Annotated in this window: 16 protein-coding genes and 1 pseudogene; 13 read left to right on the top strand and 4 right to left on the bottom strand. The window is 30.5% G+C overall.

Annotated elements, in window-relative coordinates; genetic code table 11:
• The first annotated feature begins 16 nt into the window (after positions 1-16).
• The 11 genes from KV700_RS05765 (at position 17) to KV700_RS05715 (ending at position 13073) form a co-directional block, all read left to right on the top strand.
• Entirely contained in the window at positions 17-3670 is a 3654-nt protein-coding gene (locus tag KV700_RS05765) for a M1 family aminopeptidase (RefSeq protein WP_218599480.1), read from the top strand.
• A gap of 4 nt (positions 3671-3674) precedes the next feature.
• The gene (locus KV700_RS05760) at positions 3675-4754 is read left to right on the top strand and encodes an esterase-like activity of phytase family protein (protein ID WP_218599479.1); all 1080 of its coding nucleotides are present in this window, start codon (positions 3675-3677) and stop codon (positions 4752-4754) included.
• A gap of 20 nt (positions 4755-4774) precedes the next feature.
• Positions 4775-5296 carry a hypothetical protein gene (locus KV700_RS05755; RefSeq protein WP_218599478.1) on the top strand — a complete coding sequence of 174 codons (522 nt, stop codon included), beginning with the start codon at positions 4775-4777 and terminating at the stop codon, positions 5294-5296.
• A gap of 99 nt (positions 5297-5395) precedes the next feature.
• A complete protein-coding gene (gene dapA, locus KV700_RS05750; RefSeq protein WP_218599477.1) occupies positions 5396-6274 on the top strand; it encodes a 4-hydroxy-tetrahydrodipicolinate synthase in 879 nt (292 codons plus the stop codon).
• A 5-nt stretch (positions 6275-6279) separates the two neighbouring features.
• The gene (locus tag KV700_RS05745) at positions 6280-6792 is read left to right on the top strand and encodes a ferritin (RefSeq protein ID WP_218599476.1); all 513 of its coding nucleotides are present in this window, start codon (positions 6280-6282) and stop codon (positions 6790-6792) included.
• Positions 6793-7030: 238 nt separating this feature from the next.
• A complete protein-coding gene (locus tag KV700_RS05740; protein WP_218599475.1) occupies positions 7031-7891 on the top strand; it encodes an outer membrane protein assembly factor BamD in 861 nt (286 codons plus the stop codon).
• 9 nt (positions 7892-7900) lie between these two features.
• Positions 7901-8221, top strand: coding sequence for a DNA-directed RNA polymerase subunit omega (locus KV700_RS05735; protein ID WP_165730089.1), 321 nt, complete (start codon positions 7901-7903; stop codon positions 8219-8221).
• Positions 8221-9432: a bifunctional phosphopantothenoylcysteine decarboxylase/phosphopantothenate--cysteine ligase CoaBC gene (gene coaBC, locus KV700_RS05730; RefSeq protein WP_218599474.1), complete on the top strand. Its 1212-nt coding sequence runs from the start codon at positions 8221-8223 to the stop codon at positions 9430-9432. Before KV700_RS05735 ends, coaBC begins: the two co-directional genes overlap by 1 nt.
• Before the next feature lie 83 nt (positions 9433-9515).
• Positions 9516-10406 carry a DUF4835 family protein gene (locus KV700_RS05725; protein WP_166381705.1) on the top strand — a complete coding sequence of 297 codons (891 nt, stop codon included), beginning with the start codon at positions 9516-9518 and terminating at the stop codon, positions 10404-10406.
• A gap of 71 nt (positions 10407-10477) precedes the next feature.
• Positions 10478-12133: a DNA repair protein RecN gene (gene recN / locus KV700_RS05720; RefSeq protein ID WP_218599473.1), complete on the top strand. Its 1656-nt coding sequence runs from the start codon at positions 10478-10480 to the stop codon at positions 12131-12133.
• Positions 12134-12266: 133 nt separating this feature from the next.
• Positions 12267-13073, top strand: coding sequence for an enoyl-ACP reductase (locus KV700_RS05715; RefSeq protein WP_218599472.1), 807 nt, complete (start codon positions 12267-12269; stop codon positions 13071-13073).
• A gap of 201 nt (positions 13074-13274) precedes the next feature.
• On the opposite strand, the pseudogene KV700_RS05710 reads toward KV700_RS05715, so the two are convergent.
• The 4 genes and pseudogenes from KV700_RS05710 to KV700_RS05695 all read right to left on the bottom strand — a co-directional run.
• Positions 13275-13589: pseudogene (locus KV700_RS05710) on the bottom strand (TlpA family protein disulfide reductase); the annotation flags it as partial.
• 158 nt (positions 13590-13747) lie between these two features.
• Positions 13748-13972 carry a hypothetical protein gene (locus tag KV700_RS05705; protein ID WP_218599471.1) on the bottom strand — a complete coding sequence of 75 codons (225 nt, stop codon included), beginning with the start codon at positions 13970-13972 and terminating at the stop codon, positions 13748-13750.
• Between the two features lie 212 nt (positions 13973-14184).
• Entirely contained in the window at positions 14185-14388 is a 204-nt protein-coding gene (locus KV700_RS05700; protein WP_208888823.1) for a hypothetical protein, read from the bottom strand.
• Between the two features lie 60 nt (positions 14389-14448).
• Positions 14449-14745 (bottom strand): Bor family protein, encoded by a 297-nt coding sequence (locus tag KV700_RS05695; RefSeq protein ID WP_218599470.1) that lies wholly within the window; start codon positions 14743-14745, stop codon positions 14449-14451.
• Positions 14746-15688: 943 nt separating this feature from the next.
• Between KV700_RS05695 and leuC the strand changes: the two genes are divergently transcribed.
• Entirely contained in the window at positions 15689-17086 is a 1398-nt protein-coding gene (gene leuC, locus KV700_RS05690; protein ID WP_166381715.1) for a 3-isopropylmalate dehydratase large subunit, read from the top strand.
• A 97-nt stretch (positions 17087-17183) separates the two neighbouring features.
• Positions 17184-17783 carry a 3-isopropylmalate dehydratase small subunit gene (leuD, locus tag KV700_RS05685; RefSeq protein WP_166381717.1) on the top strand — a complete coding sequence of 200 codons (600 nt, stop codon included), beginning with the start codon at positions 17184-17186 and terminating at the stop codon, positions 17781-17783.
• Positions 17784-17872: the final 89 nt, after the last annotated feature.

The raw sequence follows: 17872 nt of genomic DNA, 5'->3' as shown, positions 1-17872 counted from the left end.
TTTACATATCAAAATTATGTTTTTAACTATTTTTAAACAAGAATTAAAATACTGGTTTAACAAGCCTGTCTTTTATATTTACATAGCAATATTTTTACTAATTTCTTTCTTTTTATCCGCAACATCTGCAGGTATTTGGGATGGAGTTACAGGAACCACAGGTTCTTCTAGAATTGTAAATTCGCCAATTGGTGTTACAGGAATTATTAATGCATTTACGGTTTTAATATTCTTTTTATTTCCATCAATAATCGGAGTTTCTATTTATAGAGATTTTAAGAGTGAAATGCATACCATTTTGTATTCGTATCCGTTTACAAAAGCCAATTATTTATTCGCAAAATTTTTTAGCGGTATTGTAGTGGTTTCTGCTATCGTTTTGGTGGTTGCCTTTGGGATGATTATTGGTTTTAGATTTCCAGGAACCAACTCAGACATTGTGGGCGATTTTAATATAATGACGTATTTAACAACTTACTTGGTGTACATTTTACCCAATATATTGTTTTTTGGAGCAGTTGTTTTTGCGGTTGTTACTTTTTCTAGAAATGTAGCTGCTGGTTTTATTACCGTAATTATTTTAATGTTTGTACAAGGTGCAATTTCTAGTATTTTATCTGAACCAGAACACGCAACTTTGTTGGCAATTTTAGATCCTTTTGGGGCTTCTGCATCTTCTTATTATACTAAATACTGGACCGTTTCTGAACAAAATGAATTGCAAATTCCTATTAAAGAATTGGTTATTTATAACCGTTTGCTTTGGTTGGTAATTTCTTCTTTAGTTTTTGGCTTGGTGTTTAAGTACTTTAAATTCAGTCAGAATGCAATTACAATTTCTTTTAGAAAAGCAAAATCAGAAAGAGTTATAAAATCTAATTTCAGGGGAATTACTAGAATTAGTTTACCAAAAGTAACACACGATTATTCTTTTATTCAGAATTTAAAAGTGATGTGGAGGTTGTCTAACATCGACTTTAAATACATCTTTAAAAGTTTACCATTTATCTGTATTCTTATTGTAGGACTATTAATGTTATTTGGAACCTTATTTGTTTCTAGTGAAATTTTTGGAACAGATACACTGCCCGTAACTTGGCAAATGTTAGGCGGAGGTAGTATTTTTAGCTTATTTGTTATAAATGTTTGTACTTTTTTATATGCAGGTATGTTGGTACAAAGAGCTAGAACAGCAAAAATAAACCACTTGGTAGATAGTACTCCAATACCAAATTGGACGTTATTATTCTCTAAATTAATTGCTATTTTAAAAATGCAATTGGTTTTATTGGCAGTCATTATGGTTTCTGGTATGTTGTTTCAGGCGTATCAAGGATATTATAATTTTGAGATTGGTCATTACATAAAAGAGTTATTTGGGTTAAAATTTTTAAACTATGTAATTTGGGCTTTCTTGGCAATATTTGTACAAACCTTATTTAAAAATCAATATTTAGGTTTACTAGTTTTATTGATTGTTGCAATCGGAATTCCGTTTTTAGATTTAATAGGAATTGAGTTAGCAATCTTTAAATATAACGAAGGACCAGGTTTTAGTTATTCGGATATGAATGGTTACGGTTCTGCATTGTCTAGATATTTATGGTACAAATTATACTGGGTTTTAGGCGGGACATTATTACTGATAGCAAGTATTTTATTTTGGGTTAGAGGTTTACCAAGTTCTTTTAAAGAAAGAATAGAAATAGCCGAAGCAAGATTTAGAACACCTCAAAAAATTAGTTTAGCAGTTATTTTAGTGGCTTTTTTAACTTTAGGAGTTACTATTTATCAAGCAACAAAATCTGACGAAGAAAATACAGCATCTAAACAAGCCGAATTAAATGCGGTAGAATGGGAGAAAAAATATAAAAAATACGAAGATTATAAACAACCAAGAATTGTAGCAGTTAATGCCGATGTTGCTATTTATCCGAAGAAAAGAACGTACAAAGCCAGTGCTGTTTTTACAATGATAAATAAAACGGATAAAGCAATTGATAGTATTTTCTTAAATCATAATTCATTAGAAAGTACGTTTGAGTTTAATAAACCAAACAACTTGGTTTTAGAAGACACCATTTTCAATTTTGATATTTACAAATTTGAGAATAGAATACAACCAGGAGATTCTTTGCAATTAACAGTGCATTTAAAAAGTAATAAAAATACCATGTTTCAGCAAAAATCTCCAATAAGAGAAAACGGAACATTTATAAACAGTAATATGTTTCCTTCTTTAGGATATTCTGCAGGAGGAGAACTTACAGATAATAAAACACGTGAAAAATACGATTTACCACCAAATAATTTACAAGCACAACCAACCGATTCTACAGCTTTAGGAAACACGTATATTTCTAAAGATTCTGATTGGATAGATTTTGAAGCAACCGTTTCTACATCCGAAGACCAGATTGCAATTGCACCTGGTTATTTGCAAAAAGAATGGACAGCAGAAGGGCGTAAATATTTCCATTATAAAATGGATAGTAAAATGTTGAATTTTTATGCATTTAATTCGGCAAGATATCAGGTTAAAAAAGAAATGTGGAATGGCATTAGTTTAGAAATTTACTATCACAAACCGCATGATTATAATTTAGATAGAATGATGAAAGGGATGAAAGCTTCGGTTACTTATAACGAGAAAAATTTTAGTCCTTATCAACATAAACAATTAAGAATTATAGAGTTTCCAAGAACTCAAGGTACTTTTGCGCAGTCATTTGCAAATACAATTCCGTTTTCTGAAGGTTTTGGGTTTATTGCTGCTGTAGATGATACAAATGATGATGGCGTAGATTATCCTTTTGCAGTTACTGTTCACGAAGTTGCGCATCAATGGTGGGCGCATCAAGTAATAGGAGCAGACGTTTTGGGAGCAACAATGTTATCAGAAAGTTTGTCGGAATATGTTTCTTTAAAAGTGTTAGAACATCAAAATGGAAAACCTAAAATGCGTACATTTTTAAAAGAAGCTTTAGATGGTTATTTAATGCAAAGAACCATGGAGAGAAAACGTGAAAAAGCGTTAATGTATAATGACGGACAAGGGTATATCCGTTATCAAAAAGGTTCTTTGGTTTTTTATGCTTTGAGTGATTATATAGGTGAAGAAAACTTAAATGGCGCTTTAAAAAAGTATGTAGAAAAAGTAAAGTTTCAAGAAGCACCTTACACAACTTCTGTAGAAATGGTAAATTATATAAGAAAGGTAACTCCAGATTCGTTACAATATATAATTAAAGATATGTTTGAAACAATTACGCTTTATAAAAATAGAATTGTAGACGTAAAATCTACCCAATTAGCAAATGGAAAATATCAAGTAGACATAGAATTTGAAGTTTCTAAATATAGAAATGATGAAAAAGGAAAGAAGTTTTACGGAGAAAAAGTAGGAGATACTTTACGTTATCAAACCGAAAAAATGAGCAAACCAATTTTATCTCTTCCTTTGCAAGATTATATAGATATTGGTGTTTTTGCTAAAGAAGAAGTAGATGGAAAAACGAAGGAAAAAGAACTGTATTTAAAGAAACATAAGATTACACAAATTAATAATAAGATTACAATTATTGTTAATGAAAAACCGGTTGAAGTAGGCGTGGACCCTTATAATAAATTAATAGATACGCAGTCTGACGACAACAGAAGAAAATTATAATAAAATGAAAAAAGTAATATTTGGTGTGCTACTTACAAGTCTTTTTTTCTCTTGTAAAAATACGAAGCAGACGCAGTTAAATTTTTTAGATGAATTTGTTTTAGCAGATTCAATTTCGTTTCAAAATTCAATTATTGGTGGTTTATCGGGTGTAGATTATGCAAACGGCGCGTATTATTTTGTGGTAGATGATGCTAGAAATCCGCGTTTTGTGAAAGCTAAAATTAGCATCAAACAAAATAAAATTGAGACAGTAGATTTTGAAAATGTTGTTTTTCTAAACGATACCACTACATCTTATTATAAAGAAAATGTCTTAGATTTAGAATCTATTTTTGTAAATTCAGAAACCGAAGAGGTTTATTTTGTTGGGGAAGGATCTATTAATAATGATAAAAGTCCGACTATCTTTAAGACAGATCTAAACGGAAAATTTATAGACGCTTACGAACTTCCTAAAAGTTTAAATGATAATAAAATGATAAAGCACAATGCTGTTTTTGAAGGTTCGTCTAAAAGTTTGGATGGAAAAGGATTTTGGGTGGCAATGGAAGGTCCTTTAACAACAGACGGAGAAGATCCTACTTTTACAAAAGCATCATCTCCGGTTAGAATTACATATTTTGATAAAACATCAAAAAAAGCCACAAAGCAATTTGCGTATCAACTAGAACATATTACAAAACCATCTAAAGGGAACATCAATTTAAATGGCGTTACTTCAATTTTAGAATACAAAGAAAATCACTTTTTTATTATTGAAAGAACGTATCAAAGTGGTTATGGAGCTTATGGAAATGTTGTAAGAATTTTTGATGCAATTATAGACGATAAAACAACCAACGTTTTAAATGTAAATTCTTTAAAAGAGTCTAAATTTATTCCGCTTAAAAAGCGCTTATTATTAAATTTTGATGACATAAAAGAACACTTAACAGACGGAATTATAGATAACATAGAAGGGATTACTTTTGGACCCAAATTAGCAAACGGAAATCAATCTTTAGTTTTAGTTGCTGATGATAATTTTCAGGTGTACGGCAGACAATTAAATCAATTTATTTTATTAGAAATTGTACATTAATAATTAACGCATTTTAAGCAATGAATTTTTTGAAGTTAAAAGAAGCTAGAATCAAAAAAAAGTTTGATAAAAACCTCAAACAAATATCTGAGCACAGAATTGTTTCTCAAAAGGAAATTAAATCTGTAGGTGTTTTAACAACCGCAAGTATTTCTTTAAGTGTAGATTTACAAACAAAAATAGAAGCGATTCTTGGCGTTAAAAATGTTAAAATATATAGTTTTAAAAAGTATTCTAAATTAGATGATGTCTCATTTAAATATTTTTCAGAAAAAGATATTAATTGGAAAGGAATGTATGTTCAACCTAGTTTTAAAGGTTTTTTAGAAGAACCATTCGATTTATTAATAGGTTATTTTAATGAAGCAAATTTGTATTTAGAAACTGCTATTTTACAATCTAATGCTACTTTTAAGGCAGGTTTTTCTGGTGTGAACCCTAAGTTGTACGAGTTAGATATTTCTGAAAAAACAACACACGTAGATGCTTTTTTATCAGAACTAAAAAAATACCTTCAAATTCTTAAAAAACTAAAAAATTAAACTTTAATAATAAAGTTGTTTATTCTTGGTAAGAATTGTTTTTTTAATGATGAGATTCAGCATTAAATTGTAATTTTACGCCTTATAAAATACATAATAATGCAAAAATTTATTGGAACTGGAGTTGCGTTGATAACACCTTTTAAAGAAGATTTAAGTGTAGATTTTGATGCGCTTATAAAATTGGTGAACTTTAACATCGAAAACGGAACAGATTATTTGGTTATCAATGGTACAACTGGAGAAAGCGGAACAATTACCAAAGAAGAAAAACAAGAGATAATAAATGTTATTATTAAAACAAATAATAAACGTTTGCCTTTAGTTTTAGGTGTTGGAAGTAACAACACTGGTTTGGTTATAGAAGAACTACAAACAAGAGATTTTACAGGTTTAGACGGTATTCTATCTGTAGCACCTTATTATAGCAAGCCTACTCAAGAAGGCTTTTATCAGCATTTTAAAGCGATTGCACAAGCTACAGATTTACCTATTATTTTGTATAATGTACCTGGTAGAACTGCAAAAAACATGGAGCCTGCAACCACAATACGTTTGGCTAATGAATTTAGCAATATAGTCGCTATTAAAGAAGCAGGTAATAACCAACAACAGTATTATACGCTGTTAAAAGATAAACCAGCAGATTTTTTAATTATTTCTGGAGATGATGATATGGCTTTAGGAGTTGCATTAGCAGGTGGTTCTGGAGTGATTTCTGTTATAGGGCAAGCTTTTCCGAAGCAGTTTTCTACGATGATAAATCATGGTTTACAAGGCAATAACAAAGAAGGATATGACATTCATTATAAAATGATGGACATTGTAGATTTTATTTTCGAAGAGAATAACCCTGCAGGGGTAAAAACAGTTTTACAAGAATTAGGTATTTGTAGAAATGAAGTTCGTTTACCTTTAGTAAAAGCAAGTGCAGAACTTCAATCTAAAATTGCTAAATTTGTAACGAACTTTAAATAGAAATTATGTTATCACCAATTATTGAAAAAGCATTAAACGAACAGATAAAAGTAGAAGCACAATCTTCTCAAATATATTTGGCAATGGCTTCTTGGGCAGAAGTTTTAGGTTTTGAAGGAGTTGCACAATTTATGTATGCACATTCAGACGAAGAAAGAATGCACATGTTAAAGTTGGTGAAATTTGTAAATGAACGTGGCGGGCATGCAAAAGTATCTGCATTAGATGCACCTCCGGTAGAATTTGGAGCTTTTAAAGAAATGTTTCAAGAATTATTTAATCATGAAGTGTATGTATCTGATTGTATTAATGACTTAATTGATATTTGTTTACAAGAAAAAGATTACGCAACACATAACTTTTTACAATGGTACGTTTCTGAGCAAATTGAAGAAGAAGCATTGGCAAGAAATATCTTAGATAAAATAAAGTTAATTGGTGATGATAAAGGAGGTTTTTACCTGTTTGATAATGATATTAAACAATTAATTACTGCAGTACCAACTGTGCAACCATAATATTAACAAACTTTTAGTAACAACTAATCGCTTTTTTTGCGTCTTTTGTGTCATTATTATAGGACATAATTTATTGTCAAAAAAAGCGTTTTAGTTTCAGATGTTGTTCTTAATACAGAGTATTTAGAACTTTCATTGAAACAGTTATCTTAAATTTAATTTAAGAGCTAAAAGGAAAGAATTATTTGAGTAAAAATAAATTCTTTTATTATCCATATTTAATCACTAATTTTGCACGATGCAAAAAATTAAAAATTTAGCGTGTTTATTGATGTTCTCACTTGTATTATTTTCATGTGGTGAATATCAAAAAGTATTAAACAAAGGTACTGCTGAAGAGCAGTATAAAATGGCTGTGAAACTTTACGAAAGTAACAAGTTTGGTAAAGCTTTGCGTTTGTTTGATAAAATAACACCAACTTACAGAGGGAAACCACAAATGGAACGTATCCAGTTTATGGTAGCGCAGTCTAATTTTAATGAGAAAAACTATACCCAATCTGGTTATTATTTTGATCGTTTTGCAAAGAATTATCCTAAAAGTTCAAAGCTAGAAGATGCTGCTTTTTTATCAGCGTATAGCTATAAATTGGCTTCTCCACGTTTTAGTTTAGACCCAACAGATACAAATAAAGCATTAGAGGCTTTTCAAAGTTTTATAAATACGTTTCCAGATTCAGATAAAATAGAAGAAGCAAACCAGCATTATAAAGAATTAAGGTATAAGCTTCAGAAAAAATATTTTGAAATTGCGATGACCTACTATAATACAGCAGGGTATGATTCTAGAAATTATAAAGCGGCTATACAAGCTTTTGATAATTTGCTTTCTGACTATTTAGGTTCTGAATTTAAAGAAGAAGCGTTGTATTACAGATTAAAAGCGGCACATGATTTTGTTTTAAAAAGTTATGATAGAAGAAAATCTGAACGTATAAAAGATGCTATAGACGCATATGATAAGTTAAAAAGAAATTACCCAGAATCTCAATTTATGGAAGATTCAAATATAATGTTAGCTACCCTGCAAGAAGAACAGGCAAGAATTGAAGCATTGATTGCAAAACAAGTTGAAGTTCAAAATTCAAAAAAGAAATAATAATTAATTATGGATTATAAAGACACAAAGGCACCTTTAAGTACTATTACTTATAATAAGAATGAAGTAGAAGCTCCTACACAAAATATTTATGAAGCTATTTCTATTATTGCCAAAAGAGCAAATCAAATCAACGGAGATTTAAAGAAAGAATTGGTTGATAAATTAGAAGAGTTTGCTACTTATAACGATAGTTTAGAAGAAGTTTTTGAAAATAAAGAACAGATAGAAGTTTCTAAATTTTACGAAAGATTGCCAAAACCAACAGCTATGGCTATGGAAGAATGGTTAAATGGTAAAGTGTATTTTAGAACTCCAGAAACAGAATAATGTCTGTTTTAAGTGGTAAAAAAATTCTATTAGGAATTACTGCTGGAATTGCTGCATACAAAACGGCTAGTTTAGTTCGTTTATTTATAAAATTAGACGCAGAGGTCAAAGTTATTATGACTCCTGCGTCTAAAGATTTTATAACACCTCTTACACTTTCCACACTTTCTAAGAACCCGGTTCACTCTACTTTTTATGATAAAGAAGATGCTGAAAATGAACTGTGGAATAACCATGTAGACTTAGGTCTTTGGGCAGATTATATGGTTATTGCTCCTGCAACTGCAAATACCATGTCTAAAATGGCAAATGGTATGTGTAATAATTTGCTGTTAGCAACGTATTTATCATCAAAGTGTCCTGTCTATTTTGCGCCTGCAATGGATTTAGATATGTACATTCATCCATCTACAAAAGAAAGTTTAGAAAAATTAAAATCTTTTGGTAATACAATTATTCCTGCAACATCTGGTGAGTTAGCTAGTGGTTTGGTAGGAGAAGGTAGAATGGCAGAGCCTGAAGATATTGTATCATTTATAGAAAATGATATTTTATCGAAATTACCTTTAAAAGGAAAAAAACTTTTATTGACTGCAGGACCAACTTATGAAGCCATTGATCCTGTTCGTTTTATAGGGAATCATTCTTCTGGTAAAATGGGATTTGCAATAGCAAAAGCAGCGGCTAATTTAGGTGCTGAGGTTTTTTTAATTTCTGGTCCAAGTCATCAAAAAATACAACATTCTTTAGTTCATAGAATAGATGTGGTTTCTGCGGATGAAATGTATAAAGCAGCTCACAAATATTTTAAAGAAGTTGATATTGCTATACTTTCTGCAGCGGTTGCAGATTATAGACCAAAAAATGTAGCTACTCAGAAAATAAAAAAGACGACTTCTGCGTTAGAGATTGAGTTAGAGCCAACAAAAGATATTTTAGCCTCTTTAGGAGAAATTAAAGAAAACCAATTTTTAGTTGGTTTTGCTTTAGAAACAAATAATGAGGTAGAAAATGCAAAAGGGAAGTTAAAACGTAAGAATTTAGATGTTATTGTTTTAAATTCTTTGCAAGATAAAGGAGCTGGTTTTGCAACAGACACAAATAAAATTACTATTATTGATAAAGATTTGACTGAAAAATCATTCGAATTAAAATCTAAAGAGGAAGTAGCTAAAGATATTATGAATGAAATTGTAAGTAAAATATCTTAATATTTCTTATCTTCTCGAGCGCAGTCGAGGGGTTTCAATTTAGGTCTCAACTGCGCTCAACCAGACAGTAACACACAAAATGAATGCGTAAACTTATATTCTTTTTTCTGTTCTTATTTTCAGTTTCTTTGTTAAAAGCACAAGAATTGAATTGCTTGGTTACTGTAAACTACAACCAGGTTCAAGGTTCAAATACGCAAGTTTTTAAAACATTAGAAAAATCTTTGTCAGAGTTTGTAAATCAAACCAAATGGACAAATAACGAAGTAAAGCCAGAAGAGAGAATAGATTGTGCTTTTACAATTATCATTACTTCTAGAGATGCAAATAATTTTAATGCAACCATACAAGTTCAATCTACAAGACCGGTTTTTGGTTCTACATACGCATCACCTGTATTAAATTTAAAAGACAACGATTTCAATTTTAAATACAATGAGTTCGACCCATTAATTTTTAATAAAAACTCTTATGATAGTAATTTAATTTCTACCATTGTTTTTTATGCAAATGTAATTTTAGGAGCAGATGGAGACACCTTTAAAAGAAATGGTGGAGAGTCGTCTTTTAAAGTAGCAGAAAATGTAATGTTGCAAGCACAACAAAGTGGTTTAGCATCTTGGCAAAACGTTGTGGGTAAACAGAATAGATTTTTATTAATTGATAGTTTTTTATCGCCAAAACTTTCTGCATATAGAACAGCCAGCTACACCTATCATAGAAGAGGGTTAGATGAGTTTTCTTTAAATAAAGGTATAGCCAAACAAAATATGGAAGAGGCTGTAATTTCTTTAGAAAGTATGTATAATAAAACTGTTGGTAATTATTTAATACGTGTATTCTTTGATGCTAAGGCAGATGAAATAGTAAATATGTATTCAGACGATGCTACTTCTAGAAATAAAAATAGACTAGTTGAAATAGTGAAAAAAATATCTCCAAATAACAATGCTAAGTGGAAAAATATTAAGTAAAACATTCCTTATAATTATTGTTTATTCTTGATACAATTTTCCTTAATTTTAGCTTCTAAAACTTAAAGAATTTGTTAGCACAACTTACCATTAATAACTACGCATTAATCAATCACTTATCTATAGATTTTTCTTCGGGATTGTCTATTATAACAGGTGAAACCGGAGCAGGTAAATCTATACTTTTAGGAGCTTTAGGTTTAGTTTTAGGTAACAGAGCAGATTTATCTTCTTTAAAAGATACGTCTACAAAATGTGTGGTAGAAGCAAAGGTTGCTATTGCAAATTATAATTTAGAAGATTTCTTTAACGAAGTAGATTTAGATTACGAGGCAGAAACCATTATTAGAAGAGAAATTTTACCATCTGGTAAATCTAGAGCTTTTGTTAATGATACGCCTGTTACGTTGTCAGTTTTAAATCAATTACGGTCTAAATTGATAGATGTGCATTCTCAGCATCAAACAATGCAATTATCAGACAATAGCTTTCAGTTTACTATTTTAGATGCATTGGCAAAAAATACCGCAAAAATAGCGTCTTACAAACGTGGTTTTAACCAGTTGACTAAATTAAAAAGAGAACTTACCGTTTTAGAAGAGCAACAAAAAGAGGCAAATAAACAATACGATTATAACCTTCATCTTTTTAAAGAATTAGAAGAAGCAAAGATTAAAGTTGACGAGCAAGAAGATTTAGAAGAAAAGTTAGAGAAACTTAACAATATAGAAGATATTAAAGACAATTTATCTGAAGCTTTAGGAATTACTGTAAATGATGAAATCGGAATTCAGAATTTGCTAAATACTTTAGAAAACAGGTTGTCTAAAATTGCAATATTTTCTAAAGAATACCAAAATCTTTCAGAAAGGGTTACTTCTGTAAAAATAGAGATTGATGATATTGTTACGGAGTTAGAAGATGCAAATGAAAATGTAGATTTTAATCCGAATGAAGCAGAAGAGATTAATGATAGATTGCAGTTATTATACAATTTACAGAAGAAACATACAGTAGGTAATAATATAGAATTGATAGCTATTTTTGAAGAACTTTCAGAAAAAGTAGCACAAGTAGAATCTGCAGATGAAGTTATCAATCTAAAACAAAAAGAAATAGGTGAAGTTTCTGAAAAACTAGACAAAGTTGCAGATTTAATTTCAAGCGCAAGAACAAAATCAATTCCAAAACTAAATAAAGAACTACACGCTTTACTCAGCGATTTAGGTATGGAAAATGCCCGTTTTTCAATTAAAATAAAGCAAACTAAAAACTATTTTTCAAACGGAAAAGATGAATTAGAATTCCTTTTCTCTGCAAATAAAGGTGGTAGTTTTGGTGAGTTGAAAAAAGTAGCTTCTGGTGGAGAATTATCTAGAATAATGCTTTCTGTAAAAACTATTTTATCTGAAAACACACAACTACCAACCATTATTTTTGATGAAATTGACACTGGAGTTTCCGGTGAAGTTTCAAACAAAATAGCAGCTATTATGCAGCAAATGAGTAAGAATATGCAAGTAATTGCCATTACACATTTACCGCAAATTGCTGCAAAAGGTGCAAATCATTACAAAGTGTATAAGCAAGAAGTAAAAGGAGTAACCACAACTAATTTAAAACTTTTATCTACTGATGAAAGAATTAAAGAAATAGCAGAAATGTTAAGTGGTAAAGACATTACGGACTCAGCACTTACCCACGCAAAAGAATTATTGAGCTTATAAATTACAGCGTTTTAAAGCAGCAAAGCTTCAAAAGCGTTAAGAGACAAAACTATGTTTTTCTATGTATCTATGTGGTAAACTTTTAATGTAAGCACTAAAAACGAACAACCAAAAACGAATAAAGAACAACTACATGTACAACTTACTAAAAGGAAAAAAAGGAATTATTTTTGGTGCTTTAAATGAAAATTCTATCGCTTGGAAAACAGCACAAAGAGCACATGAAGAAGGAGCAGAGTTTGTGTTAACCAACGCACCAGCTTCTATTAGAATGGGTGAATTGGACGTTTTAGCAAAGAAAACAAATTCTCAAATTATTCCTGCGGATGCAACTTCTATCGAAGATTTAGAAAACTTGATAGAAAAATCTATGGAGATTCTAGGCGGTAAAATTGACTTTGTTTTGCATTCGATTGGTATGTCTGTAAATGTGCGTAAAAACAAACCGTATACAGATCCAAATTACGATTTCACTGAAAAAGGGTGGAATGTTTCTGCGGTCTCTTTCCATAAAGTATTAAATGTTTTGTATCATAAAAAAGCCATGAAAGATTGGGGCTCAATCGTTGCGTTAACCTATATGGCGGCGCAAAGAGTGTTTCCAGATTACAATGATATGGCAGATAATAAAGCCTATTTAGAATCTATTGCACGTAGTTTTGGCTATTATTTTGGTAGAGATTTTAAAGTGAGAGTGAACACCATTTCTCAATCACCAACACCAACAACTGCTGGAAATGGCGTAAAAGGTTTCGACGGATTTATCAATTTTTCTGAAAAAATGAGTCCGTTAGGCAATGCTTCTGCGGCAGATTGTGCAGATTATACCATTTCACTATTTTCAGATTTAACCAAGAAAGTAACTCTACAAAATTTATTTCACGATGGCGGATTCTCTAATATGGGAATTAGTGATGCCGTTATGGATAAGTTTGAGTAGTAATATATTCAGTTTAACTTTTTAAAAATAGCTTCATATAAATATTCTTATTTGAAGCTATTTTCTGTTAGGTGTTTATCTTGTATGTAGTCTAAAGACTTTCGTTTTTTTATTCAGAAACAGCATAAAAAAGAGTTCAAAAAATTGCTTCAATCAGGGCTAGGCTATTTGCTTATTTAATTTATAAGCATCAATAAGCCCTTATATAACTTCTGAAGTTAACTCAAAACCTTTTAGTTGCGGCCAACCTTCCCAAACAACAAGCCCATCAGGATCAATAATTATAAAATGCGGAATTCCTTTAATTTCTGAGGCTCTATTAAGTCTTGCTCTTCTATCAATAGCGTTATAATATTCAATTTTAGCCTTCTTAAAACGTTTAATTTTAGCCGTAGATTCGTTACTAATACTTATAACTACTATTTCTTTGGCAAACTCTTTATAAAAAGCGTTCATTTCTGGAATTCTCTTTATACAAAGTACACACCAAGTTCCCCAAAAATCGATTAAAACAAATTTACCATCCGTTTTAGGCTTATCTGTTAGCTATTTACTAACCACTAATGCTGGTGCTTTTTTATTTAAAAATGACTTTGACCACATCTTTTTTTGTTGCGCATAAGAAGTCATAAAAAAGAGACAAATACATAATAAGGTATTATTTTTTATATGTTCTATTCTATAATTTCGTAATCGATACTTAGTTTTCTTAAAGCCCTTAAAGCAGAACCAGCATTTTTATCTTCCATTTCAATATCTACTACGTCGCCTTCTAAAAGAATTTCTGTAAGTTCATTAGATAAAGATTCAGATATGCTCACGGAAATTTCTGCAATACATCTAGCAATCGCTCTTTTATCTGGTCTTTGGGCATCACAAGACAATAAGTTTAATTTCATAATATTTATTTGTGAATGCAATATACAAGAATTGAAATAGGTATAGTTATTACATCTATTCTAATATGAAATTTTGAAACGATTGAGGAATCTTAATTACTAAAGGTTGTAAGATTTTCTTCTTTCTTGTTTGAATTGGAAGGGTGCTTGCTTTTATTTTTGTGCTTAAAATCTAGCAATTTTTAAGAGAAACCTGTTTTTTTATTAGGACATTATTTGGATTCCTTTTTTTTCCAAACAGCACTTTTTGTTAAAAGAGTTAGTGTTACAAATATTAAAAGAAGTATAATTTTACCAATTAAATAACCAAAACCATATTCAGTTAATCTATCAAAATCATTATTTAGAATATTAAAAATACTGATAAGTAATATTATCGAAATTACAGAAGAAATATAAAATATTATTTTTTTCATTTTCAGATTATTCAAAAAGAAGGTAACTGTTAAATTACCTTCTTTTATTTAATTTACAAACTATTTAGTTACTGTAGTTGTAGATGGAGTATAAATTCCGAATGTTAAAGCAGACACTAATCCGTTAACAAATGATTGTCTAGTGAAAACAGTATAATCTTTAGCACCATCTGCCATTTGTTTAGAGTCAGAAACTCCAACAGGAGCTAATCCATAAACAACATAATGATTCCATTGAGTTGTCTGAGAATTCCCTTTAGCACCTTCACCTACAACACTTGTGTAAGAGTAACAAGAAGATAGTAACATTGATGAAGCAAATAAAACAGTCATCATTTTCATTGAATTTTTAATCATTTTTTAAGTTTTAAATTAAACATTATTTATAATACTCTTTATTGAGTTTTGTTAGGGGTTTTTTACCCATAATTTATGCAGATTAATCTTTCATTTTTGCAAATGAAGTTAATCTTTCTTAAGTTTTATATTCTAATTTAGAAATTCTTTCATAGCAAATAAGAAGAATTTTTAATGCTAAAATTAGTGATAATATTGGTTTTAGACTTCTTTAACTTTTAATTTTTTTTAACATAATCCTTACAGGTTGATTTTAAAATAATTACAAATATTTAAATTGTAACTACATTTCTTATTATTTGATTATAATTTGTAAACTAGGTTAAAAATCATTGTTTTTTTGTAAAAGTAGTCTCTAATGAATTGAATTAAATAAGGCTTTCCGTAAAGTGATTCGTTTTATAGTTGTCGTCCTGAAATAAGTTTTTTTAAGCATTTGAGAAATCTCATTTTTTGATGATTCTAAGATTTTCTCCTCCTTTGTCGTCCGAAATGAAAAATGTGAGTTTTTATATGAACTGTGAGAAGTGAAGCAACCTTTCTACTTTATATTTTTTATATGATATATATTAGGTTAAGTATGTCATTCCGAAATGAGCTTTTTTGCGATTGAGGAATCTTATTTTGTAATGATTATAAAGGTTCTCGGTAAATTCATTATTGTATTTATTAAAATAAAAGCCAATTGTATATAAATTACCGTCTATTCTAAGTATTTCACTGCACTTATCAATAGAAAAAAAGAAAGAATTAAACTAAATTAGAACCCTACAAAATAAATAGACATCGTATTTTTAAATAACATAATGTGTTGTTATTTAGTGTTTTAATGAAATGTGTAACTGTTGGGTATAATGTATGTACAGGTTTAAAAACGGAAGAAACCCAATAAATCGTTATTTTTGGTAGCTGATTATCATTTAAATAATTAAAGAACAAACAAATGGCAAATACATTATTTGACAAAGTATGGGATTCACACGTTGTTCGTCAAGTTAAAGACGGACCAGATGTGTTTTTTATAGACCGTCATTTCATCCACGAAGTTACAAGCCCTGTAGCTTTCTTAGGTTTAGAAAGTAGAGGAAACAGTGTTGTATATCCTGAGCGTACATTCGCAACAGCAGATCACAACACACCAACCATAAATCAACATTTACCTGTGGCAGATCCTTTATCTGCAAATCAGTTAGATGCTTTAGAAAGAAATGCAAAAAAGCACGGTATTTCTCATTGGGGATTAGGAGATCTTAATAACGGAATTGTACACGTTGTAGGTCCAGAAAACGGAATTACGCTACCTGGTGCAACAATTGTTTGTGGAGACTCTCATACATCTACGCATGGTGCTTTTGGTGCTATTGCTTTTGGTATTGGTACTTCTGAGGTAGAAATGGTATTGTCTACACAATGTATTATGCAACCAAAACCTAAAGCGATGCGTATTAACGTAAACGGTAAATTAGGTTTGGGGGTAACACCTAAGGATGTTGCTTTATATATTATATCAAAGCAAACAACTTCTGGTGCAACCGGATTTTTTGTTGAATATGCAGGAGATGTTTTTGAAGACATGTCTATGGAAGGTCGTATGACTGTGTGTAACTTATCTATAGAGATGGGAGCACGTGGAGGTATGATTGCTCCAGATGCTAAAACATACGAATATATAAAAGGTCGTGCTCAAACTCCTAAAGGAGCAGATTGGGATACTGCAATGAAATATTGGGAAACACTGTATTCTGAAAAAGGAGCAGAATTTGATGTTGAATTTAATTATGATGCAACAGATATTGAACCAATGATTACTTACGGAACAAACCCAGGAATGGGAATGGGGGTAACAAAATCGATTCCTTTGGCAGAAAATGTTGAAGGTGGTGTTGAAACTTATAAAAAATCATTGGGATATATGTCTTTTAACGAAGGCGAATCTATGATTGGTAAAGAAATTGACTTTGTGTTTTTAGGTTCTTGTACAAACGGACGTATAGAAGATTTTAGAGGTTTTTGTTCTATTGTAAAAGGAAGACAAAAAGCACCTAATATTACTGCTTGGTTGGTTCCAGGATCACATAAAGTAGTAGATCAAATAAAAGCAGAAGGTTTAGATAAGATTATTACAGACGCAGGTTTTGTTTTAAGAGAACCAGGTTGTTCTGCATGTTTGGCAATGAACGATGATAAAATTCCTTCAGGAAAATTGTCTGTATCAACATCAAACAGAAACTTCGAAGGAAGACAAGGACCAGGATCTAGAACCTTATTAGCTTCTCCTTTAGTAGCTGCAGCATCTGCAGTTAGCGGAGTAGTAACAGATCCTCGTACGCTTCTTGTGTAGTTGCAGTTTACAGTCGCAGTTTTCAGTGAACTGCGAATAACAATTAATATTAAGATAACAACTGCCAACTGATACTGGCAACTGAATACTAAATAACATGGCTTACGATAAATTTGAAGTACTTACAAGTACAGCATATCCTTTACCTACAGAGAATGTAGATACAGATCAAATAATTCCGGCTCGTTTCTTAAAAGCAACTGAGCGTGTAGATTTTGATGTTAATTTTTTCCGTGATTGGAGATACAATGCAGACGGAACACCAAAAGCAGAATTTCCTTTAAACAAAGAAATTTATGCAGGTTCTAAAATATTAGTTGGAGGTAGAAACTTTGGTTCTGGTTCTTCTAGAGAGCACGCAGCTTGGTCTGTGTACGATTTTGGTTTGCGTTGTGTAATTTCATCTGCATTTGCAGATATCTTTAAAAATAACTGTTTAAATGTAGGGGTTTTACCTGTACAAGTTTCAGCAGCATTTGCAGATACTTTATTTGCAGCAATTATGGCAGATCCTAAAACAGAAATTAAAGTAGATTTACCTAACCAAACAGTAACTTTAGTTGCTACAGGTGAGTCTGAATCTTTTGTAATTAATACCTATAAAAAAGACAATATGTTAAACGGTTTTGATGATATTGATTACTTAAAAAATATAGAAAATGAGATTACTGCTTTTGCTGAAACGAGACCGTTTTAATTATAAAGCATAAACACTATTTTTAACCACATAGTAACATAGGTTATATAGCTATGTTTTCTATGTTACTGTGTGGTAATGAAATTTTT

Origin of the sequence: Polaribacter sp. NJDZ03 (genome assembly GCF_019263805.1) — a bacterium.
Classification (GTDB): domain Bacteria; phylum Bacteroidota; class Bacteroidia; order Flavobacteriales; family Flavobacteriaceae; genus Polaribacter.
The sequence above is the reverse complement of the archived record's forward strand: the minus strand, read 5'-3'. Positions and strand labels throughout refer to the sequence as shown.